This is a genomic window from Planococcus sp. BI3, assembly GCF_056680115.1.
This window is the reverse complement of sequence record NZ_CM155266.1, coordinates 2,774,692-2,795,130: the sequence shown is the minus strand read 5'-3', so window position 1 is coordinate 2,795,130 and position 20,439 is coordinate 2,774,692. Positions and strand designations below refer to the sequence as shown.

General features: G+C 46.7%; 22 protein-coding genes. 8 read left to right on the top strand and 14 right to left on the bottom strand.

Going from position 1 to position 20,439, the window contains the following annotated elements; translation table 11 throughout:
- Positions 1-38: 38 nt before the first annotated feature.
- Complete coding sequence (locus AC1MEO_RS14035; RefSeq protein ID WP_480331385.1) at positions 39-809, top strand: nucleotidyltransferase domain-containing protein; 771 nt, start codon at positions 39-41, stop codon at positions 807-809.
- Between the two features lie 42 nt (positions 810-851).
- Here AC1MEO_RS14035 and AC1MEO_RS14030 read toward each other — a convergent pair whose 3' ends face one another.
- The 10 genes from AC1MEO_RS14030 to gnd all read right to left on the bottom strand — a co-directional run bounded on the left by AC1MEO_RS14030 (position 852) and on the right by gnd (position 8,979).
- Positions 852-1,559: a Na-translocating system protein MpsC family protein gene (locus AC1MEO_RS14030; RefSeq protein WP_480331383.1), complete on the bottom strand. Its 708-nt coding sequence runs from the start codon at positions 1,557-1,559 to the stop codon at positions 852-854.
- 163 nt (positions 1,560-1,722) lie between these two features.
- Positions 1,723-2,133, bottom strand: a complete 411-nt coding sequence (locus AC1MEO_RS14025; RefSeq protein ID WP_480331381.1) for a DUF4181 domain-containing protein — start codon at positions 2,131-2,133, stop codon at positions 1,723-1,725.
- On the bottom strand, positions 2,130-2,654 hold the full coding sequence (locus AC1MEO_RS14020) for a GNAT family N-acetyltransferase (RefSeq protein WP_480331379.1): 525 nt from the start codon (positions 2,652-2,654) through the stop codon (positions 2,130-2,132). Before AC1MEO_RS14020 ends, AC1MEO_RS14025 begins: the two co-directional genes overlap by 4 nt.
- A gap of 25 nt (positions 2,655-2,679) precedes the next feature.
- The gene (locus AC1MEO_RS14015) at positions 2,680-3,219 is read right to left on the bottom strand and encodes a GNAT family N-acetyltransferase (RefSeq protein ID WP_480331377.1); all 540 of its coding nucleotides are present in this window, start codon (positions 3,217-3,219) and stop codon (positions 2,680-2,682) included.
- A gap of 50 nt (positions 3,220-3,269) precedes the next feature.
- A complete protein-coding gene (locus AC1MEO_RS14010) occupies positions 3,270-3,683 on the bottom strand; it encodes a GNAT family N-acetyltransferase (RefSeq protein ID WP_480331375.1) in 414 nt (137 codons plus the stop codon).
- On the bottom strand, positions 3,680-3,844 hold the full coding sequence (locus tag AC1MEO_RS14005; RefSeq protein ID WP_480331372.1) for a hypothetical protein: 165 nt from the start codon (positions 3,842-3,844) through the stop codon (positions 3,680-3,682). Before AC1MEO_RS14005 ends, AC1MEO_RS14010 begins: the two co-directional genes overlap by 4 nt.
- An 18-nt stretch (positions 3,845-3,862) precedes the next feature.
- The gene (locus AC1MEO_RS14000) at positions 3,863-4,225 is read right to left on the bottom strand and encodes a DUF4181 domain-containing protein (RefSeq protein WP_480336101.1); all 363 of its coding nucleotides are present in this window, start codon (positions 4,223-4,225) and stop codon (positions 3,863-3,865) included.
- A gap of 58 nt (positions 4,226-4,283) precedes the next feature.
- Entirely contained in the window at positions 4,284-5,954 is a 1,671-nt protein-coding gene (locus AC1MEO_RS13995) for an FAD-binding dehydrogenase (protein WP_480331370.1), read from the bottom strand.
- A gap of 369 nt (positions 5,955-6,323) precedes the next feature.
- Complete coding sequence (gene gntK / locus AC1MEO_RS13990; RefSeq protein ID WP_480331368.1) at positions 6,324-7,868, bottom strand: gluconokinase; 1,545 nt, start codon at positions 7,866-7,868, stop codon at positions 6,324-6,326.
- 226 nt (positions 7,869-8,094) lie between these two features.
- Positions 8,095-8,979, bottom strand: a complete 885-nt coding sequence (gene gnd, locus AC1MEO_RS13985; RefSeq protein WP_480331366.1) for a phosphogluconate dehydrogenase (NAD(+)-dependent, decarboxylating) — start codon at positions 8,977-8,979, stop codon at positions 8,095-8,097.
- 128 nt (positions 8,980-9,107) lie between these two features.
- Between gnd and AC1MEO_RS13980 the strand changes: the two genes are divergently transcribed.
- The 5 genes from AC1MEO_RS13980 to AC1MEO_RS13960 all read left to right on the top strand — a co-directional run bounded on the left by AC1MEO_RS13980 (position 9,108) and on the right by AC1MEO_RS13960 (position 15,357).
- Entirely contained in the window at positions 9,108-9,959 is an 852-nt protein-coding gene (locus tag AC1MEO_RS13980; RefSeq protein ID WP_480331365.1) for a MurR/RpiR family transcriptional regulator, read from the top strand.
- A gap of 298 nt (positions 9,960-10,257) precedes the next feature.
- Positions 10,258-11,103 carry an aldo/keto reductase gene (locus AC1MEO_RS13975; RefSeq protein WP_480331364.1) on the top strand — a complete coding sequence of 282 codons (846 nt, stop codon included), beginning with the start codon at positions 10,258-10,260 and terminating at the stop codon, positions 11,101-11,103.
- A gap of 252 nt (positions 11,104-11,355) precedes the next feature.
- Positions 11,356-13,245, top strand: a complete 1,890-nt coding sequence (locus tag AC1MEO_RS13970; RefSeq protein WP_480331362.1) for a DUF4084 domain-containing protein — start codon at positions 11,356-11,358, stop codon at positions 13,243-13,245.
- A 201-nt stretch (positions 13,246-13,446) separates the two neighbouring features.
- Complete coding sequence (locus AC1MEO_RS13965) at positions 13,447-14,670, top strand: dicarboxylate/amino acid:cation symporter (protein ID WP_480331361.1); 1,224 nt, start codon at positions 13,447-13,449, stop codon at positions 14,668-14,670.
- Between the two features lie 93 nt (positions 14,671-14,763).
- Positions 14,764-15,357: a histidine phosphatase family protein gene (locus tag AC1MEO_RS13960; RefSeq protein WP_480331359.1), complete on the top strand. Its 594-nt coding sequence runs from the start codon at positions 14,764-14,766 to the stop codon at positions 15,355-15,357.
- On the opposite strand, the gene AC1MEO_RS13955 is transcribed toward AC1MEO_RS13960, so the two are convergent.
- Complete coding sequence (locus tag AC1MEO_RS13955; protein WP_480331357.1) at positions 15,351-16,154, bottom strand: protein phosphatase 2C domain-containing protein; 804 nt, start codon at positions 16,152-16,154, stop codon at positions 15,351-15,353. The two genes, AC1MEO_RS13960 and AC1MEO_RS13955, sit on opposite strands and share 7 nt — an antisense overlap.
- A gap of 163 nt (positions 16,155-16,317) precedes the next feature.
- Here AC1MEO_RS13955 and AC1MEO_RS13950 point away from each other — a divergent pair, with 163 nt between their 5' ends.
- Entirely contained in the window at positions 16,318-16,662 is a 345-nt protein-coding gene (locus AC1MEO_RS13950) for a heme oxygenase (RefSeq protein ID WP_480331355.1), read from the top strand.
- Positions 16,663-16,759: 97 nt separating this feature from the next.
- On the top strand, positions 16,760-17,959 hold the full coding sequence (locus tag AC1MEO_RS13945) for an MFS transporter (protein ID WP_480331353.1): 1,200 nt from the start codon (positions 16,760-16,762) through the stop codon (positions 17,957-17,959).
- 148 nt (positions 17,960-18,107) lie between these two features.
- Here the strand turns inward: AC1MEO_RS13945 and AC1MEO_RS13940 are convergent, their stop codons facing one another.
- The 3 genes from AC1MEO_RS13940 to AC1MEO_RS13930 all read right to left on the bottom strand — a co-directional run bounded on the left by AC1MEO_RS13940 (position 18,108) and on the right by AC1MEO_RS13930 (position 20,344).
- Entirely contained in the window at positions 18,108-18,425 is a 318-nt protein-coding gene (locus AC1MEO_RS13940) for a hypothetical protein (RefSeq protein WP_480331352.1), read from the bottom strand.
- Positions 18,426-18,801: 376 nt separating this feature from the next.
- A complete protein-coding gene (locus tag AC1MEO_RS13935; RefSeq protein ID WP_480331350.1) occupies positions 18,802-19,347 on the bottom strand; it encodes a cupin domain-containing protein in 546 nt (181 codons plus the stop codon).
- Positions 19,295-20,344 carry an NAD(P)/FAD-dependent oxidoreductase gene (locus tag AC1MEO_RS13930; protein ID WP_480331348.1) on the bottom strand — a complete coding sequence of 350 codons (1,050 nt, stop codon included), beginning with the start codon at positions 20,342-20,344 and terminating at the stop codon, positions 19,295-19,297. Before AC1MEO_RS13930 ends, AC1MEO_RS13935 begins: the two co-directional genes overlap by 53 nt.
- Positions 20,345-20,439 lie beyond the last annotated feature (95 nt).

Here is a 20,439-nt window from a genome sequence, read left to right as displayed (position 1 = left end):
ATAGTAGGAAAAACAAATCTAGCTAGCGGGGGATTATCATGCTTGTACAGGAAGTTGCGGTAGAAAAAATAACAGCCAGTTTAACGCAAAGCCCTTATGTCCGAGCCGTTTTCCTGAAGGGTTCCATGGGGAGAGATGAACACGATGAGCATTCGGATATCGACCTGTATTGCCTGGTCGATAAAGAACAGGAAAAATCATTTCTGGCTGAGCGCCTTACTCATCTGCAGGCATATCGGCCGGTGCTATTTCAGGATGACATTTTCATCATTGCCCCTCAGCTCATAGCGATTTTCGATGACCTTCTCCATATCGATCTGTTTACGGTGACTGTGGAATCGTTTACGGCAAAGGATTTCTTCAAAGTGGTTTATGATCCTGAAAACCTGCTGGGGCAATTTACAGAATCACAAAGTCTGGAGCTGAGTGGAGTTGAATACACAGATCACGTCATCGATGTTGCGTGGTTTTTATTTCAGTACCGCAAAGCGGCTGCCAGAGGGAACGGCGTTTGGGCAGTGAAGATGCTGTCGCATGTTGTAGAGCATTTAGCACGGGTTCTCTTGTACCGCTATGCACCAGAGCGGGCACAGCTTGGCTTGAAAACAGTGAGCCGCTCGTTGCCGGAAGCCGTCTTTTCGGAAATCGAGAAAATCTCCAACCTCATGACTCCAGCAGATCATGTGCAAGCAGCTTCACGCATCAAAGAACTGCTGAAACGGGAATCTAGCTGGATCGATCAACATGTGTCCGAGGGTGATAAGATGATGCCGCTCATGAGGGAGATGATTAGAATTCAGGTCGACTAAACAAGTGGAAAGCGCCTAGCGAAGGCACTTTCCGCTTGTTCGTCAGTGCCCCTTTTCGTTTTCAGGCTCTATCAGCAGCACTATATACCCTACATCTTCTATAAAGTTCCAATCGGTGAATACTTCGGTTATGTTCTGGTTTAAGACTTGTTCAAGAGAAGAATTATAGATGAGTTTCGATTCCAAAGGGCGTTTTGCCAGTTTCAGCTGTACCGTATAATTATTTTTGATCAATTCCTTTTCGATTTCGATCATAATCCCTTTTCTTCGAATCAATACAGTCCGCGGATTCAACCAATAAACCTCAGTTTTCTCAGGTTCTTTTTGGGCTTCTTTGCTGATTTTAATGATTTCCTGATAAAATGCCTTGTTATCTATATCTTTCGGCCATTCACTCTCATCTTCGATACCCGCTCCATCGAGCACAAGAATCAGCAGACCGGTCTTATTCTCCAGATTCCAGTCTGCGTAGATGTCTTTGATATCAAGTTCAACTGATTTCAGCAAGTCCATCTTCATTTGGCCATTCAGGTCAGCCATCAGCAAATCCCTGATTTCCTGTATCCGCTCTGCTTCATGTTGGCTCATCCATACTTTTTCTGTCGGCGCCAGGAATTCACGCAAATGGATAACAACAAACGGCCGACGGATTGAGACAAATACAGACGTTGGCTCTTTTCCAAAATGCGTTCGCAATAAACCTGAAATATAGCCGCTCACTTCCGCTTCGATGGTTTTGTCCTTTTTCATAGCCGTTTCTCCTTTAGGTGACACATCATTTGTTGCTGATGCTATTCCCCTAAACGAGAGCATTTAACCCTCCACTGGAACGGACGCGCTAAAGTCACCAGGAGAAAAAAAGAGCGGTAGACTTATGCACCTATAAAATCTTCTGCCAAGCATAGATACTCCTTTAACGGGGAAAAACAAAAAAACTAAGCAGCAGGACTGCCGTAATGGCGGCTTCTGATAATTGGCTGATCCAAACATTATCGCTTTTAGCGTATTTCCATTCCATGAAAGCCCGGCTGAGGGAACTGATGAAGAAAAAGAAAAAGAGATAATACACCCAATTGATCGTTCCCATCAATCGGTTTCCCAAAGCGACTGCCCCAACAATGAACACGATCATCAAAAATGCTTCGATCAACGCATGCTTCCGGTTCAAGGGCCAATACAGCCATTCTTTGCGTTTTGCTATTTCCCAACGCTTCTTCACGTACCGCCCCACAAAAAAGTTTACGATAATAAAAAGGAGACAAAGTATGAGTGCTTCAATTATCAAGCTGTTTCCACCTCCATTATGCTTAATGCCAGCAGTCATTCAAGCTGCGGTTTCTCTTTATCAATTGCATAGACACAAACATTTTTTCCAGACAGCATTATTTCCTTCTCCATAGCCATGCCGATATGCTGCGCCACTTTTTGCGACGCCTTATTAGCCGGCTGGATCAAGGAAATGAGCCGCTTTCTTCCCAGCTGCTGCCAGCCGTAATCACGCAAAGTTTCTGCCGCTTCTTTGGCGTAACCCTGACCCCAAAAATCTTTGGCCACCCAATAACCCACTTCCAGTTCATCAACACCCTCAATGGTCTGAGCCACAAGTCCGGCATGGCCGATCCGCCTGCCATCTTCTTTCCGGATCAGCAGCAAAAGCCCGCCTTGAGGGTTTTCTTTATAAGAACGATAGATCCAATACAGAAATTCAAGAGCTTCACTTCGATCCCGTGTTTGCCCTTTGCCGATATAGCGGATCATTTCAGGGTCGGACAGCAGCGACCATAAAAACTGGAAATCCTCATCTGTGTATGTTCTGAATTCTAGCCTGTCAGACTGAAGCCGCACGGAATCACCTCTTTTTATAGGATTTTCAAAGATCACGCGGATTGATGATGGCGAGCACTTGGTGGTCCCGCCATTCGCCGTTGATCTGGACATTCTTCACAGCAATCCCTTCTTTGTGGAAGCCTGCCTTTTCCAGAACCCGCACGGATGCCTCATTTCCAGGCATAACCCCCGCTTCGATGCGGTGAAGGGCGAGCTTTCGAAAAGCATACGCCACAACCAGCTCTACCGCTTCTGTCGTATAGCCTTTATTATTGTGCTTTTTATCCAGGGCATATCCTAGCACAGCACTTTGCAGCGGACCTCTCATCACTTGAACAAGACTGATCGTTCCAACCAGCAATCCGGTTCTATTCTCAAAAATTCCAAAGCTGTAGGCCTGATCATCCTCTTTCTGTTCCGCGTAAATTTCAATCAGTTCCTTCTGTATCGGCAGAGTGTAGAAGTCCGGATAGCGGGTCATCGCGTACGCTTCAAAAAATTTTCTGTTCTCCACTTCCAACTTGAGTTTTTCGGCTGCATCTTCCGTACGCAAAAACCGGACAGTCACTTGTTCGCCTTTCATTTACACATCGCTCCTCTGGATTAGAACGTTCCACGTGAAACAGCTGGCAGTCAATCGGATGATTCCTCCATAGTCTTGCGGAAGCCGTAGAAAGGCCTGTAGCCCTGTGCTTCATAGAAACTACGGGACGTGCCGCTCGCCAACAATTCCATTCGGGTTTTCGGATACAGACTATGGACATGATCCATCAGGCTTTTCCCCACCCCTGATTTGCGGTGATTTTGGTTTACCAGCAATTCGCAGATATAGAGAGAAACGAAGCCGTCTGTCAGTCCCCGCAAATAACCGATGGGCTGCCCTTCCATTTCAGCCACGACTGCCACAGCGGAATTGTCCCAGGCTTGTTTTAGCTCTTGTGCTTTTGCTGCAAGGTTGCTCCACTGCTCCTGCTTGTTCAATTCATGGATGGCCGGAAAATCGTCTTCCCTGTATGGGCGAATCAACCATTCCTCCTGCGTCTTCATCTTCTGCCCTCCTTCACACTTTCTTTCAGCAAACCGATGATTTCTTCGTTTTGCTGGATCTGCTTTTCCGAATTGAGGCGCATAATCCTGACCCACCTCAAAGCGAAGGCGGCAATGAAAATAGGAATTAATACAAAAATTACGGCAATAGAATCTCCCATCTGGTTTCCTCCTCCATTTCAAATCGTAAAAATAACCGAGACAAAGTCTGGAAATAAACTCACGCCGAACGTGATCAGTATGACAGTACCCGCCAGCGATTCCAAGATCGTGTACAAATAGTCGTTCGGGTTTTCCGCATATTCCTTCTCGAACCCTGCCCGGATCAGTATCTGCAATGCCCCTATAACAGCCGTAATAACCACGACATATAGACTGATTACGGGGCCATATCCAATGAGGGACATCGACAGGATAAACACAATAATACCCGCGCCTACATTCACTATCCTGTCCCATTTTTTATGAAGATCATTGACATGTTCAGTTGAAAAAAACTTTCTCCTCTCTACTCCAAGAATATTTCTCAAGAACCGATTCACCAAAAAAATACTGGAAGCGGTTCCGAGTAAAAAAAGTACAATCCGCCATCCTACTCCATCAAAAAGCACTTCCAGAACCTCCTTCACCCGCGACCGCCCTTCCCGCTGTTCTTCCGGAAAACAGGCAGCCGCCAAGAAACGTCCCTTCAAGTGATCGGTAACCGTGGACGCCGCCACCGCCGAATCCCGCCACTTCTCCCGCGGCATACAGGCCCGGCACAGGATCTCCGGCTTCATTCAACACCCGGGCGGATAAATCTGTCTGCAGACCGCCCAAGGTTTTACGGCTGACAATCGACAGGCGAACCGCAATCAGCGGCCCTTTTTTTTGGTCCAGTAATTTATGCGGCGCCGCTACCCGGATCAGCCGGTCTCCCCGGTAATTCCGGGCACCACGCATCGCTGTAATCTGCAGGTCCTTTGAGAAGGGATTGTCGAGCTGCCGGTCACGCGCATCGATCTGTTCTTTGATCCGTCCAAAATCCAGCAGATTTCTCCCGGTCAGCTTGTTCATTCCTTCGACCAGTTCTTCAAGTGTATCCGCTACAATAAAATCTTCGCCTTTATCCATAAATGCCTGCACTGGTGACGTCGCTCCCGCGCGGATACGGGATAATACTTGCGGAATGCTTTTGCCGGTCAAATCCGGATTTTGTTCGGAACCTGACAGCGCAAACTCCTTTTCGATGATTTTTTGCGTCAAGATGAACCAGGAATAGCTATAGCCGGTCTTCTGGATGGTTTCGAGTGTGCCGAGTGTATCGAATCCCGGAAAGTTCGGCGCTGGAAAACGTTCGCCCGCAGCATCGAACCACATGGAAGAAGGTCCCGGCAGGATCCGGATGCCATGTTTGTTCCAGACCGGATCCCAATTCTTGATGCCTTCGGTATAATGCCACATCCGGTCGCGATTGACGATGCGCCCTCCTGCTTTTTCCGTGATGGCCAACATTCGCCCATCGACATGCGCCGGTACTCCCGATAACATCGTTTCGGGCGCTTTCCCCAACCGGCTTGGCCAATTTTCTTTGATCAATTCATGATTGCCGCCAATGCCGCCGCTCGTCACAATGACTGCCCTTGCTTTGCAACGGAAGTTGGCGATAGTTTGCCGCGAACTCGCTTCCCCCCGCTTGGCATCGCTCGGCTCCAGCAGCGAACCGGATACTCCAACCACCGCTCCGTCTTCAGTCAGCAGCTCATCCACTCGATGCCTCGGCCGAAACTCAATTAGCCCATTCTTCATGTGTTCACGCACCCGCCGCTCGAACGGCGCAACGATGCCAGGTCCCGTTCCCCAGACGATATGAAAGCGCGGCACTGAATTGCCATGCCCTTCCGCCAAATAACCGCCGCGTTCCGCCCAGCCGACGATCGGAAAGAATTTGACACCCATGCCGGCAAGCCAAGCCCGCTTTTCATTTGCTGCGAACTCCACATAGGCTTCTGCCCATTTTCTGCCCCAATAGTCCTCATCCTGCTCTTTATCAAAACCAGCTGCCCCAAGCCAGTCCTGCCAGGCCAATTCTTTTGAATCATTGATGCCCATGCGCCGCTGTTCAGGCGAATCGATCAAAAACAAACCGCCGAACGACCACCACGCCTGCCCGCCAAAAGACGCTTCCGGCTCCTGGTCCAACAGCAACACTTTTTGGCCCGCGTCAGCGATTTCCGCTGCCGCCACCAGCCCCGCAAGGCCTGCTCCTACTATAATCGCATCGAATTCCATCCGTACATCCCCCTTGACGTTGAACGATTCAGGTACTGCTTTCACACAGTGGGGAAGGTCCCCACTGATTGAAGTTGTCTTTATCGTATCATGTGGGTTTGGAAAATTATAGATATTTTTAGTTGTTTTCTGATTGTTTGAATTATTTATAGCGTAGATGCTGCTGAACGACTGTATTTTTTTCTGAACGATTGCAAATGCCGCTGAACGACTGTATTTTCATCTGAACGACTGCAAATGTTGCTGAGCGACCATAAAACCAACGCGAAACAAGCAGCTGATTTCATTAAAATAAAAGAAGAAAATATTCCCAGGAAATCAACCCAAAAAAACACCCGAAACCAACTTTCTGGTCCCGGGTGTCACACATCAGTCTAAATGCTTCCGTTGGAAGTCTGAAATGCTTTCATATTCTTCTGTCAGCAGGCGCGATAGGCGGATATAGATCGGCAGCAGCTCCCGGTAAACACCAGCTGCCGTTTCGTCCGGTTCATGCGTGTGCGTCTGGCCGATCATTTTGGAGACGATGCTGAAATCCTCGATTTCCCCTGTGGCGTACATGCCGAGAACGACAGCGCCGAGGCAGGAGCTTTCGAAGCTTTCCGGGATGACCACCGGCTTGCCGAAAACGTCTGCCAACAGCTGGCGCCACATTTCCGAGCGGGCAAAGCCGCCCGATGCCTGGATGCGCACCGGTTCGCCGGTCAACTCCTCGACCGCAAGCAACACTGTATACAAATTGAAGACAATGCCTTCGAGCACCGAGCGGATCATATGCTGCTTCTTGTGATGAATGCTGAGGCCGAAAAACGAGCCGCGGGCGTTGGAATCCCACAGCGGCGCCCGCTCCCCCGTCAAATAGGGATGGAACAGCAGGCCATCCGAGCCAGGATTGACCGTTTCAGCGATTTTTGTCAGCACATCGTATGGATCGATGCCGAGGCGTTTCGCTGTTTCGACTTCTGAGGAAGCAAACTCATCCCGCAGCCAGCGCAGGATGATGCCGCCATTATTGACGGGCCCGCCGACCACCCAATGGTTTTCAGTCAATGCGTAGCAAAAGGTCCGGCCTTTCGGATCCGTTTTCGGTTCTGCAGTGACTGTCCGGATGGCGCCGCTCGTGCCGATTGTCACTGCCAGAACGCCAGGTTCGATGGCGTCGACGCCGAGATTGGCTAAGACGCCGTCACTCGCACCGATGATAAAGGGAAGCTTTTCAGGAATGCCCATGAACAGGGCATGCTCCGCAACAAGTCCCGCCATCCCGTATGTGGTCGGGACCGGCCGCGACAACTGTTCCGGCGTAATGCCCGCCACCGCCAAAGCCTCTTCATCCCAATCCAAATTCTGCAGGTTGAAGAGCCCTGTCGCAGAGGCGATCGAATGGTCGACTACGTATTCCCCAAACAATTCATGGAAGACATACTCCTTGATGCCGATGAACTTCGCAGCCCGCTTGAAGAGTTCCGGTTTTTCATCTTTCAGCCAGACCAGTTTTGCCAGAGGAGACATCGCATGAATCGGTGTACCCGTACGCAGGTAGATTTCATGGCCATTGGGCTGTTCTTTTATATGCTTGGCATGCTTCGAACTTCTGGTATCGGCCCAGGTGATGCTTTTTGTCAGCAGATTTCCCGCTCCATCCACTGCGATGAGGCTGTGCATTGCCGAACTGAAGGACACCAGTTTCAGTTGCTGCAAATCAATATCGCTTTGCTGGATGGTTTTTCGGACAGAGGCCAATACAGCACGGAAAATCTCTTCCGGATCCTGCTCCGCTATCAGCGGGCTCGGCGTCTCCAGTGCATAAAAAACCGTATCGGCTGCTATTACGTTCCCGGATTTATCGAATAAAACGGCTTTGGTTGAAGTGGTGCCGATATCCACCCCAAGATAATAAGACAGTTCAGGCATTGGAACCCTCCTCTGTATACAAGAAAGAGAAAAAGGAAACATCCCTTTTTCTCTTCAGGCTTAATTTAGATAAAAATCTTATAATCAACATTACCACGAAACCGGTGAGACCAATAATGGTTTCCATCACCGCTCAGGATTTTAATGTATCCTTTGCGCCAGCACACCTCCACACAAAACTATGTGAACGAGCACCTGTTATTGTTTAGCCTTTCAACACTTGCTCTTATTTTTTCTCTACTGCGTGTCCGCCAAATTCATTGCGTTGTGCTGCCACGACTTTTCCTGCAAAAGTATCTTCTTCCAATGAGCGGTAGCGCATCATCAGCGACAAGGTGATGACCGGTGCCGGAACATTCAAATCAAGCGCAGTTTCCACAGTCCATTTGCCTTCACCTGACGAATTCATGACGCCTTTGATGCTGTCGAGTTTGGCGTCTTTAGAAAATGCGTTTTTCGTCATTTCCATCAAGTACGAACTGATGATCGACCCATTGTTCCAAACGCCAGCCACTTTTTCGTAATCAAAATCAAAAGGGCTTTTGTTCAGGATATCGAAGCCTTCCGCGATGGATTGCATCATGCCGTATTCAATGCCGTTGTGGATCATTTTCAAGAAATGCCCGCTTCCCGCTTCTCCTGTATACAAATAGCCATCTTGTACAGAAATATCCTGCAATAAGGGTTCAATGGTTTTGAATTTTTCTGCATCGCCGCCGATCATCGCACAAATTCCGTGGCGTGCCCCTTCTGTTCCGCCGCTCGTCCCGCAATCAAAGAAGAAAAGGCCGTGCTCTTTCAAAGTTGCTGCGCGGCGCACCGTATCCTTGTAGTTCGAGTTTCCGCCATCGATAATGGAATCTCCCTCGTCAAGCAACGGCATCAATTGCTGGATGACCGACTCGGTAATTTCACCAGCTGGCACCATCAGCCAAAGCGTACGGGGTAATTCCAGTCGCATCACCATTTCTTCAATAGAAGCAACTTGGCTAAAATCACTTTGCTCGATTGCCGCGTGGCTGTCGTATCCGACAACCTGATGACCGTGGTCTGTTAAGTTAAGCGCCAAGTTCAATCCCATTTTTCCTAAACCAATAATTCCAATTTCCATTGTGGAATCCCCCTTTAAAATAAAAGAATATTTTTCTTTAATGAACTCATTGTATCAAATATTTTTCCGTACGCATAACGTCAGTGTATAATAGATGAAAATACTTTTACAGAAACGAGGCGCGGATCATGAAAGAACAGCAATTTGCGCTGGCTGCCATACGCGGCAGTTACCGTCACTTCAGTGAAAAAGAAAAAAAGATCGCTGACTATGTACTGAACGATCCCAAAAACATCATTCATTTGACCATCAACCAGATTGCGGATGAGTTGGGGCTGGCTGAATCAACCATTTTCCGCTTTTGCCAACGCATCGGCTTCAAGGGATTCCAAGCCTTTAAAATTTCGCTTGCTGCCGAAGTTGTCGCTCCGTTGAAAGACATCCATGAAAAAATTGAAGGAGGCGACAGCATCAGCACTGTCACCGAAAAAGTATTCCGTTCCAATATCAAGACCTTGGAAGACACCCTCCAAATTGTCGATTCGGAAGCGATGGAGCAGGCAACTGCGAAATTGATGAAAGCCCGGAAAATTGATTTTTATGGCAATGGCGGTTCTGCCATGGTGGCTATGGACGGCTATCATAAGTTCATCCGCTTAGGCCTTCATGTCTCCATGAACCTCGATTCCCATATGCAATTGATGGCTGCGTCCCAGCTTCAATCAGACGATGTGGCGATTGTCATCTCCCATTCCGGATCGACTACTGAGGTTCTTGATGTCCTGCGGGTCTTGAAGGAAAAAGGGGTTACCATCATCTGTGTCACGAATTTTGCCAAGTCGCCTTTATCCAAAAACGCAGACATCGCCCTTTACACACTTTCAGAAGAAACTGATTTTCGCTCTGAGGCCTTGTCGTCCCGTATCGCCCAATTGAGTTTGATCGATGCGCTTTACACCAACTTGATGATCGCCCGCGGCAATGAAGGCAAAAAAGCCCTCCAGGACATGCGCGAAGCCATGTCTCATAGACGGTTATAGCAGGAGGAAGTTCAAGATTACAGCAGTGAACCGCTAGCTGCTTCCAAAAAAAGACTCCCTCGATCGAAAAACGGACAGAGAAAAAGAATTTTTTCTCTGTCCGTTTTTCTTTAGGGACTTATTGGACTGCTCTTTTTTATTTATAATTTCTATCAATTCCTTGGCATCTTTTGCAATAATGCATAACATATTTGAGCAGAACGTTCTTGTGACGGTGGTTTCAGCTATCGCTCATGGGGTATTTCATGGCTATCGGGAAGTTACACGAAACACCAACAAATTAACCTCATGGAGGAAGATGAGCATGAAAAACTTACAAGATACCACCACCTTGCACAACGGCGTCGAAATGCCCTGGTTCGGACTCGGCGTATTCAAAGTGAGCGAAGGGGCGGAAGTCATCGATGCGGTCAAAACTGCGATTGCCAATGGCTACCGCAGCATCGATACAGCTGCTGCCTATGGCAACGAAGAAGGCGTCGGCCAAGGAATCCGTGAGGGATTGGCGGAAGCCGGAATTTCCAGAGAAGAGCTTTTTGTCACTTCGAAGGTATGGAATTCAGATCTCGGTTATGAATCGACCCTTGCCGCCTACGAAACCAGCCTAAAAAACCTTGGTTTGGAGTATCTGGACCTTTATTTGATCCACTGGCCGGTTGAAGGGAAATACAAAGAAGCGTGGCGCGCATTGGAAACTTTGTACAAGGACGGCCGCGTCAAAGCGATCGGCGTCAGCAATTTCCACATCCATCATTTGCAGGAATTGCTGAAAGACGCGGAAATTACCCCCATGGTTGATCAAGTCGAATATCATCCGCTCCTTACCCAGACGGACTTGCATGAGTTCTGTAAAATTCAAGGCATCCAGCTGGAAGCCTGGTCGCCTTTGATGCAGGGCAAATTGTTGGATCACCCCTTGCTTTTGGAAATCGCGGCCAAGACCGAGAAAACGGTCGCACAGGTCATTCTTCGCTGGGATCTGCAAAATGGAGTGGTGGTCATCCCGAAATCCATCAAAGAAGCACGGATCATCCAAAATTCGCAGGTTTTCGATTTTGTGCTGACAGACGAGGACATGCAACAGATTTCGGCTTTGAATGAAAACAAGCGCGTTGGACCAGATCCCGATAACTTTGATTTTTAACCCTTGAAAGTCTCTTCTTTTCCAATGGAAGAGACTTTTTTTATAGATTCAAAACATACTTCCCACTAATTCTTGAATGGCATAATTTTCTATATATTTTTATAATTTTCTCTGAAAATATTAAAAAAAGCAGTATATTTACTGGGGATATGCAGTACTATGATAGCAGGCATTCTTTCTGGAACCGCTCGGTTAACATGCTGTTCTGGAGCTCAACTGATGTCGATTTCAAAAGCAGGGAGTCCTATGGTTATGAAACCCAAAAATAAAACACGTCTTGGCCTGATCTTTATTTCATTTTACGCATTTCTCTACTTCTCTTGGGTGAAGATTTGGGAGAATAATGAGGTTTTTTTGACAGTAGGCGGCAATATTTTTTCCGTTTTCGGATGTCTGATTGCTGCTGTTTGGCTCCTTAGGGCTTACCAAAAGAGCTGTGGCACTGAAAAAGTCTTTTGGCTATTGCTCACTGTCGGGACTTTGAATTATCTTGTAGCTGACTTCCTTTGGGTGATTTATGAAAACCTGTTCTCCAGGGAAATGCCTTTTCCAGGCCCCCCTGATTTCTTTTATATGCTGCAAATAGTTTTTTACCTGGCAGCCTTTTCATATAAACTCATCAAAGAAACGAAAAAACACTACTTTACTAAATTCCTATTCGATATTCTGATCGTCATGATTGTGGCTTCAACTTTCAGCTGGCATTTCCTGATCAGCCCGATTATTGAAGCAGGCGATCTTTCCATCTATTCTTTACTCGTCTCACTGGCTTATCCAATCGGTGATTTAGCTCTGTTGCTTGGCATTGTAACCATCTATCTCGGAACACAAAAATCCACTTTCAATAAGAACCTGCTCTTTTTGTCCATTGGACTCTTTTTCCAGATCATTGCCGACTCTGCTTATTTGTATTTGGTTTCTCTCGGCAGTTATGAGTCTGGAAGCCTAATCGATCCTTTGTTTATAATGGCAATTCTGTTGATCGGCTTTTCAGGATTTCTCCGGACAGAATCTATTCAGCAAACACCGCCTTCTTTAGCAGAACCGGAAGCTCCGCAGCGCTTGGACTTTTTCCGCCTCTCATTGCCTTATGTGACTGTCGTGATTTTATTTATTTTTATGGGTTCTCGATCCACCGGCATCGATATGGTCACCATCGGATCTGGAATTTCAATTTTGCTGGTCATCTTGAGACAAATTTTCATCATTTTAGAAAATCAACATCTGCTACGAAGCTATCATGAAAAAACAGAAGAATTGGATGTCAGTGAGCAGCGCTATAAATCCTTGTTTAACTATCATCCGGATGCGGTCTTTTCCCTTGACCTAAAAGGACGTTTTGAAAGCGCAAACCCTGCAAGCGGAACTCTTTTTGGGTACAAAAAGCATGAGCTGATTGGTCTTTCAAGCGCTATATTCATTGATAAAAAAATGAAACTGCAAGCTTCCAAGTACCTGGAAAATTCGTTGCAAGGCCAACCACAAAGCTACGAGCTATCGATACGAAGCCGGCTTGGAAAGTATCATTATCTCAGTGTCACCAACATTCCCATCAGGGTGCACAACAAGATTGTCGGGATTTTCGGAATTGGAAAAGATATTACAGAAAACAAAAAAAATGAAGAACAAATCCAATTCCTGGCCTACCATGACCCGTTGACCGGTTTGGCCAATCGATTGTATTTTGGGAAGGCCTTAGAAAAAGCAGTGACAGAAGGCGCAATTCTTAACGAACTGTTTGCTGTCATATTTATCGATTTGGACCATTTCAAAAACGTCAATGATACCTTGGGGCATGATATTGGAGACCAACTGCTGATTTCTGTAGCCGAAAGACTCCAAAGCTGTGCCGGTGAGGACGACGTCGTCTCCCGCCAAGGCGGGGATGAATTCACATTGATTATTCGCGGCGTAAGTGATTTGAAAGCTGTGGAACAGATGGCAGAGAGGATTCTGCATTCCTTAAGACAGGTTCATTCAATCAGCGGCAATGAAATCATCAGTCTGCCTAGCATCGGTATTGCTGTTTACCCATTGGATGCGACCACTTCTGTCGATTTAATGAAAAAAGCAGACACGGCGATGTACCAAGTGAAAGAGAATGGCAAAGGCCATTTCCAGTTCATCAAAGAACCGATTTGAATAGTCTTCAGCAGCCCCCATTCAGTCATGTTTGGGGGCTATTTGTGTCATCAGAATTTATTACTCTGTAAGTTGATTTCCCCTCTTTCTTTGTCCCGGACAAGCAGACATTTTGACAGCCTGCTCTGTCTGTTATAAGTTAATAAGGTTAATTCCGATAGGCTTGATAAGGATTATTATTTCTTGAAAAGGAGTGAGAAGATGAAAGCTTTCTGGAAACGATACCTCGATGCTTCATTGATTTTTAAAATTACGATTGCACTTATACTCGGCATTGCCGTCGGGCTGATTTTCGGAGAGCAGGCTGCTGTTCTGGCACCTTTCGGCGATTTGCTGCTAAACTTGTTGACCTTTCTGATCATCCCTTTGATTCTGTTTACGATGATGGTGGGGATCAATCAATCCTCAACCGGTGATCTCGGGCGTATGGGCGGTAAAGTGTTCATCTACTATACCCTTAGTTCCGCATTTGCCATTGTCGTCGGTTTGACCGTTGCCAGCCTGCTGCAGCCAGGCACCGGCATGCAGCTGCAGGGCAATGAAACCTTTGATGTTCCGGATAATCCTGGAATCATCAATGTTCTGTTGAATATCGTCCCTTCCAATATCTTCACCGCTTTTACCGAACTTAATCTCCTGGGCATTATTTTTACCGCTTTCGCTTTTGGTATTGCGCTGTCTTATATGCGCCAGTCCAGTGAACTTGAAAGCTTAGGCGATCATTTGTATAAAACCGTCAATGCGCTGAATGAAATGACCCTGCTGGTGCTGAAGGCCATTCTCCAATACGTGCCGGTCGGAATTTTTGCCATCATGGCAGAAACTGTCGGCAATCAGGGCTTTGCTACACTCCTTTCCCTTGGAGAAATGGTGCTGGTCTTATATGCCGCATTGATTGTTCAAGTTCTTCTCTATACGCTGGTTTTGCTGTTGTTCAAAGTCAAACCCGGACAATTTTTCAAACAGGCACGTACACCTATGCTGACAGCATTTGTCACTCAAAGCAGTTCAGGGACATTGCCATTGACCTTGAATGCCGCAAAAAATCTGGGGCTTTCGAAAAGCCTGTATGGCTTCAGCCTGCCGCTCGGTGCGACCATCAATATGGACGGAGCCGCCATCCGCATTGCTGTTTCCGCCGTTTTCGCAGCAAATCTGGTAGGTGATCCTCTTAGCCTTTCCGAAATGCTGATGGTGGTGCTGGTCGGAACCTTGGCATCCATCGGAACCGCTGGCGTCCCGGGCGCAGGAATTGTCATGATCGCCACAGTATTTGTCCAGTTGGGCTTGCCGATGGAAGCTGTCGCCTTGCTGACTGCCATCGATGCATTGGTCGGAATGGGCTGCACGGCACTGAATGTTACCGGTGATTTGGTTGGAAGTACGGTGATCGATAAAAATGAGAAAAAACGCAAACTTGCTTAACCAGTGAAAAGAGGCTGCCTACCCGGCAGCCTCTTTTCTAACAGTCCCATTTCAGTTATCCTTTTAAGTAACACACCAAAGGAGATGGCTCTATTGACAACAATTGGTTTGGTAAGGCACGGCATAACGGATTGGAACATACAAGGCATCGCCCAGGGATCATCGGATGTTCCGTTGAACAGAACAGGACGGCAGCAGGCGGAGGCGCTGGCAAACCGGCTTTCCGCAGAAGAAGACTGGGACCTGATCATCTCCAGTGACTTGGCCCGCGCGAAAGAAACAGCGGAAATCATCGGCCGGAAGCTCCAGTTGCCCGTCAGCCATTTGGATACGCGGCTGCGTGAAAGAAGCGGAGGCAAAATTGAAGGAACCACAGAGGAAGAACGACTCGAAAGATGGGGAACCGATTGGCGCAAACTCGATTTGGCGATGGAAAACCTCGACGAGGCAGCCGACCGGGGACTAGCTTGCATCGAAGATATACTGGAAGATTTCAGCGGCCAGCGTGTGCTGTTAGTCAGCCACGGGGCATTGATCGGCCTTACACTGAAGAAACTCATGCCCGGGAAGTTCCAGGAAACTTCCATGGACAATACATCCATCACGATTTTAAAAAATGCTGAAAGCCGCTGGGATTGCTCGCTGTATAATTGCACCGTGCATCTGCAGAAAAGCGAAAGCTATTGATTGCTGGCAAAACTTGCTGGCTCTCCTATATCCACTGTCCAGGAAACCACAGTCGCGCTGTCGCGGACGTGGTTTTTTTGGATGATTGACAGCAAAGCGGCTACTCCATCTGCTGTATGGGCATCTCTGCATTGCTGCCAGACACTTTCCGGTTCAGTGAATACCGCATTAGGGCATTCCACCAGACCGTCTGTCGTCAGCAGGAGCTGACTTTTTCCTTGGCGCAATTCCCGTATGCCGCTGCTGAAGCATGGAACTTCTTGCTCGAAGGTGTTCACCTGTCCGATCCATTCATAAAATTGGCGTTGATTGAGTTGATATTGCCCAAAAGCGGCCAGTTCAGGATGGAAGAGATAGAGCAGGCAATCGCCGATGGAAAACCAGTACAAATACCTCCCTTTTCTTACCGCTATGAGACAAGCTGTTTCGCCCTGCACGTGCCGGCAGGCTCTTTTGAAGTCGTCCTCCTGAAACAACTGCAGCAGCTTTCTTTCTATTGTATTGAACAATCTAACACCAACCTTACCTGATAGTAGAAGTGCGATTGACGTTTTGTGTTTTTCAACTTGTCTGATGACCAATTCAGCACTTTGGGCTGAATTATGCGCATCCAGAACCATCGCAAATTCCCATTCTTCCTTCTCATTGACCCACATCAGGCAGCCATCTTCATTTTTGGTTTGGCCGGCAGCAGAATTCCCGCCGAATCTGCCGACTACTGCATGATGGAGCCGCTCGACATCAGGCTGATCGATGTATGCTTCCTCACTGCCTACCCAGCTGAATTCCTGCACCATTTAACTAACCTCGCTCTCAATATTCTTACAATTATAATCGACACTAAGCAGATTGGACAGAACATCTTGTATATCACCCACATTCCTCACATCGATTTGAAGAATGTGGTAAAGTTAATACAAATGAGTGATAAAAATACCAACCAAAAAGGAGAGATTCTTGATGTACATCGTAACCAACCGCATTAAAATGAAAAAAGGATTTGCTGAAAAAATGGCTCCTAACTTTGCACGTCCAGGCGCTTTGCAGGAAATGGAAGGCTTCGTCAAAGTTGAAGTGACCATTACTCAGAACCTCGAAGAGTACGATGAATTGAACGTCAATATGTACTGGGAAAACCTGGAGAGCTTCGAAGCCTGGAAAACCAGCGATACATTCAAAGAAGCCCATAAGCGCCCCGAAACGAATGAAGACAGCGATGAACCGAAAAAAGAATCACCGATGCTCGGCAGTGAACTGGTAATCACCAAAATCGCTGCTCTTATTGAAGCAAAAACTTCAAATTGATCACTGCAGACAGATAGCCTGAAGTTGGCTGTCTGTTTCTTTTATGCCCCTCCCCCCAGCCTTATGAATTACATTGCAGAACAAGGAGAACTTCTACATGGATACTTCAAAACCCGATTTATGGACCAAGGACTTTATCGTCACGGCTTTAGTAAACTTTTTCTTAGTCCTCATTTTTTATCTGTTGATGGTCACGATCGCCGTCTATGCCGTTGAGGAATACGGTGCCTCCACAAGTGAAGCCGGACTGGTTACCGGAATTTTCATCCTGGGGGCTTTAACGGGAAGGCTGGTCATTGGCCGCACCATCGACAAAATCGGCCGCAAACGGACCTTGGTCATCGGCCTCGCGCTATTCACGTTGACCACGTTCTTCTATTTCCTGAATTTCGGACTGCCTTTCCTGATGCTTAACCGCTTTCTTCACGGCATGACATTGGGGATGGCCAGCACGGCGGCAGGAACCATCGTTGCCCAAATCATTCCAATGAGGCGCAAAGGCGAAGGCATCGGCTATTTCAGCCTCAGCTCAACATTGGCTACGGCTTTTGGTCCGTTCATCGGATTGATGATGAGCCAACACACCAGCTACGAAATGATTTTCGCTGTATGCCTAGTACTCGGCGCCATCAGCCTGGTTGTCTCTTTATTCGTCTACGTGCCGCCGGTGGCTGCCCCGCCTGTCACTGACGAAACGAAAGGGTTTAAGATTTCCGACTACATTGAACCAAAAGCTGTTCCGATCGCGCTTGTTTGCTTGGCGATTGCCCTTTGCTATTCAAGCGTTCTGTCCTTTATCAATTTTTACGCGATGGAAGAAGATTTAGTGGCAGCAGCAAGCTACTTCTTCCTAGTCTATGCCATCGCAATATTGGTTTCCCGCCCGTTCACTGGGAAATTGATGGATGTGAAAGGTGCAAACTTCGTCATGTATCCTGCTTTTGCTGTCTTTGCAGCAGGGCTGTTTTTGTTAAGCATCACCAGCAGCAGTACTGGCCTATTGGTGGCTGGAGCCTTGATTGGATTAGGTTTCGGCAATATGCAGTCGACGACACAGGCCGTCGCCGTCAAGTTGACGCCGCCTCACCGCATGGGGCTTGCGACCTCGACGTTTTTCATCGCCATGGATGCAGGGCTTGGCTTTGGTCCGTACCTGCTGGGCTTCGTGATTTCCGTGATCGGTTACAGTTCACTCTATGGAATCCTCGGCTTTGCGGTTCTGGCCACCGCGTTCCTCTATTTCCTGCTGCATGGCAAAAAAGAGCGCGCGGAAGCTGCGGCTCTGGCTTATAAATAAAAGAGCTTCTCTTTTTCCACTGCTTTGGGTATGGCTCCAAGTTTTGTAATGATCGTTGAAAATGAAAATCTCAGTTCAATGAACTGAGATTTTTTTCATTGATTTTCCAACTAAGCTGACTAGCTTAAGTCTATTCCTTCACACCAGGTTATACTTCTTCCTCGTCCTTTTTCCATTTCACATAGTTGTACGTGATGTCCCAGGAGATCAAGAGCAAGAAAATAGCCCCGATAACGATGTATTCTTTTGACGTCAACTCACTAAACCAATACATAGCAATATATAAGAGAATAATTAATGGGATACCCCACAACGCCCTTATAAATCTTCTTCTGTATGTTAAGTTATAAAAATTCACTACAAATCCTTTATTCTTTTTTTCTTTATCCTTATATATTCTCGACATGATTAGACTAAATGCTAAAACTGCTATGACCGGCACAATAAAAGCTAGTAGAATATCCACTATTCACCTCCTAGCAAGAAGAATTTTTGGTTGTTGCAGTTAGGGTAAGCTGTCAATTAATTTAAATATAATTATTCGAACTATCTATTTACTTTATCATAAAATCCAGATGAAAATGTTAAATAAAGGGAAATTTTATTAATTCTAATTGTACGAGAAGTTTTATGTTGTTTTTATATCCGAAATTATCATATGAAATATGAGCATCTACGGGCAAGTGCTTCCCCATAAATCACCTTAATTTTCTACTTTCCACTAGATGAAAAATACTCTTAAACAAAAAATGGCCATCAAATCAGTATACAATTTGATGGCCATTTATATTTACTTCACTGTTTAAGGTTGATAGAAAATCCCGTTAGCTTTTGTGCAGTTTTTATTCTTCTTCTTTTTCAGCGATTGCCTTCGTTTGATGAACTGTACCGTGAGGGTGTTCAGGCGGCGCGTAAATTGAGTATATTTTTAAAGGATTGTCCCCGGTATTCGTGACGTTATGCCATTTCCCTGCTGGAATCATGATGGCATAGTCCTCTTGTGCGTTTTCTTCAAATGTCAGATTATCCTTGCTGTCGCCCATTTGGACAAATCCTGTTCCAGATTCAATCCGCAGGAATTGGTCACCTTCTTCATGGGCTTCCAGGCCGATGTCATCACCCACTCTAATGCTCATCACAGTTACCTGCAGGTTTTTTCCAGTCCACAAGGCGGTACGGAATGTCTCATTTTGCTTGGTCGCCTCTTCGATATTTACAACGAACGATTCTGCTCCATAATCTTTCAATTCCATCATCAATTCCTCCTCCGAATTTTCTTCACAGCCTTCTATACCTCTGTTCGGGCTGTGCCAAACAATTCGAAAAAGCACTTGCTTATACCAGTAATTGCTTGACCAATTCCTTGTTGCGCTTTTTGAACACTTCATTATGAGAGGATACCATCGCGATTTTATTGGCGTCCGGCTGGATGAAGTGCTTGGCTTTATTGACGGCATTTGCTGCATCATGGAAAGTCCCTGCAATCAAATTCAATTTGCCTTCATGCTGCAGGATATCTCCGGCTGCAAAGAGGCCAGCCACTGAAGATTCGCTGCTCGATGTCCCTGCAATGTAATAATCATCGGCAATTTCAATATTCAATGGGCTGTTTCCAAGCAAACTGATGTCGCGTTCGTAGCCATGGTTGATGATCATTTCGTCGATTGGCAGCACTTGCTTTTCGTTCGTTTCCTGATGCGTCAGTTCGACAAACTCGATGGCGTCCCGGTCATCAGAAGCGATCAGCCGTGTGATATTGGTATGGAGGCAACAGATGGCCGATCCGTTCATCAGCTGTGTCACCTGTGCTTCATGCCCGGCAAGTTCCGGCTTGCGGTAAGTGATGTAGACTTGCTTGGCAATCGGCTCCAGCTCATTGGCCCAGTCGATTGCCGAATTCCCCCCACCCGAAATGAGGACAGTCTTGTCTTTGAAGCGCCCCAGTGATTTGACCGTGTAATTCAAATTCGACACTTCAAAGCGTTCCGCTCCTTCGATCTGCAACTTTTGTGGGTTGAGGATACCGCCGCCGACTGCCACGATGACGGTTTTCGATACATGCACCTCTCCTGAAGAACCGATCAATTCGAATACCCCTTCTTCATTCTTCGTTATGGACTCCACTTTTTCATTCAATACAACTTCCGGTTGGAATGTCAGCCCTTGTGCAACCAATTGATCGATGAGTTTGGCTCCTTGAATCGGCGGCTGCCCTCCCACGTCCCAAATCATTTTTTCTGGGTATACATGGATTTTGCCGCCCAATTGCGGCTGGAATTCGATGATTTTCGTTTTCATTTCCCGTAGGCCACTGTAAAAAGCCGAATATAATCCAGCAGGACCCCCACCTATAATCGTTACATCAAAAAGCTCCCGTTCCTCCATCTATCTTCACTCCTATCCTTTTGTATTTCGTATTGACAACTTTGGTAAATAGTCTTATAGTATTGATTGTACTGAAAATGAGAATCATTATCAAT

What these genes read in the sequence shown, in the direction of transcription:
- AC1MEO_RS14035 (WP_480331385.1), top strand. Translation starts at nt 39, where the DNA reads ATGCTTGTACAGGAAGTTGCGGTAGAAAAAATAACAGCCAGTTTAACG.
- AC1MEO_RS14030 (WP_480331383.1), bottom strand. Translation starts at nt 1,559, where the DNA reads ATGAAAAAGGACAAAACCATCGAAGCGGAAGTGAGCGGCTATATTTCA.
- AC1MEO_RS14025 (WP_480331381.1), bottom strand. Translation starts at nt 2,133, where the DNA reads ATGACTGCTGGCATTAAGCATAATGGAGGTGGAAACAGCTTGATAATT.
- AC1MEO_RS14015 (WP_480331377.1), bottom strand. Translation starts at nt 3,219, where the DNA reads ATGAAAGGCGAACAAGTGACTGTCCGGTTTTTGCGTACGGAAGATGCA.
- AC1MEO_RS14010 (WP_480331375.1), bottom strand. Translation starts at nt 3,683, where the DNA reads ATGAAGACGCAGGAGGAATGGTTGATTCGCCCATACAGGGAAGACGAT.
- AC1MEO_RS14005 (WP_480331372.1), bottom strand. Translation starts at nt 3,844, where the DNA reads ATGGGAGATTCTATTGCCGTAATTTTTGTATTAATTCCTATTTTCATT.
- AC1MEO_RS13995 (WP_480331370.1), bottom strand. Translation starts at nt 5,954, where the DNA reads ATGGAATTCGATGCGATTATAGTAGGAGCAGGCCTTGCGGGGCTGGTG.
- gntK (WP_480331368.1), bottom strand. Translation starts at nt 7,868, where the DNA reads ATGCCTGAACTGTCTTATTATCTTGGGGTGGATATCGGCACCACTTCA.
- gnd (WP_480331366.1), bottom strand. Translation starts at nt 8,979, where the DNA reads ATGGAAATTGGAATTATTGGTTTAGGAAAAATGGGATTGAACTTGGCG.
- AC1MEO_RS13980 (WP_480331365.1), top strand. Translation starts at nt 9,108, where the DNA reads ATGAAAGAACAGCAATTTGCGCTGGCTGCCATACGCGGCAGTTACCGT.
- AC1MEO_RS13975 (WP_480331364.1), top strand. Translation starts at nt 10,258, where the DNA reads ATGAGCATGAAAAACTTACAAGATACCACCACCTTGCACAACGGCGTC.
- AC1MEO_RS13970 (WP_480331362.1), top strand. Translation starts at nt 11,356, where the DNA reads ATGAAACCCAAAAATAAAACACGTCTTGGCCTGATCTTTATTTCATTT.
- AC1MEO_RS13965 (WP_480331361.1), top strand. Translation starts at nt 13,447, where the DNA reads ATGAAAGCTTTCTGGAAACGATACCTCGATGCTTCATTGATTTTTAAA.
- AC1MEO_RS13955 (WP_480331357.1), bottom strand. Translation starts at nt 16,154, where the DNA reads ATGGTGCAGGAATTCAGCTGGGTAGGCAGTGAGGAAGCATACATCGAT.
- AC1MEO_RS13950 (WP_480331355.1), top strand. Translation starts at nt 16,318, where the DNA reads ATGTACATCGTAACCAACCGCATTAAAATGAAAAAAGGATTTGCTGAA.
- AC1MEO_RS13945 (WP_480331353.1), top strand. Translation starts at nt 16,760, where the DNA reads ATGGATACTTCAAAACCCGATTTATGGACCAAGGACTTTATCGTCACG.
- AC1MEO_RS13935 (WP_480331350.1), bottom strand. Translation starts at nt 19,347, where the DNA reads ATGAAGTGTTCAAAAAGCGCAACAAGGAATTGGTCAAGCAATTACTGG.
- AC1MEO_RS13930 (WP_480331348.1), bottom strand. Translation starts at nt 20,344, where the DNA reads ATGGAGGAACGGGAGCTTTTTGATGTAACGATTATAGGTGGGGGTCCT.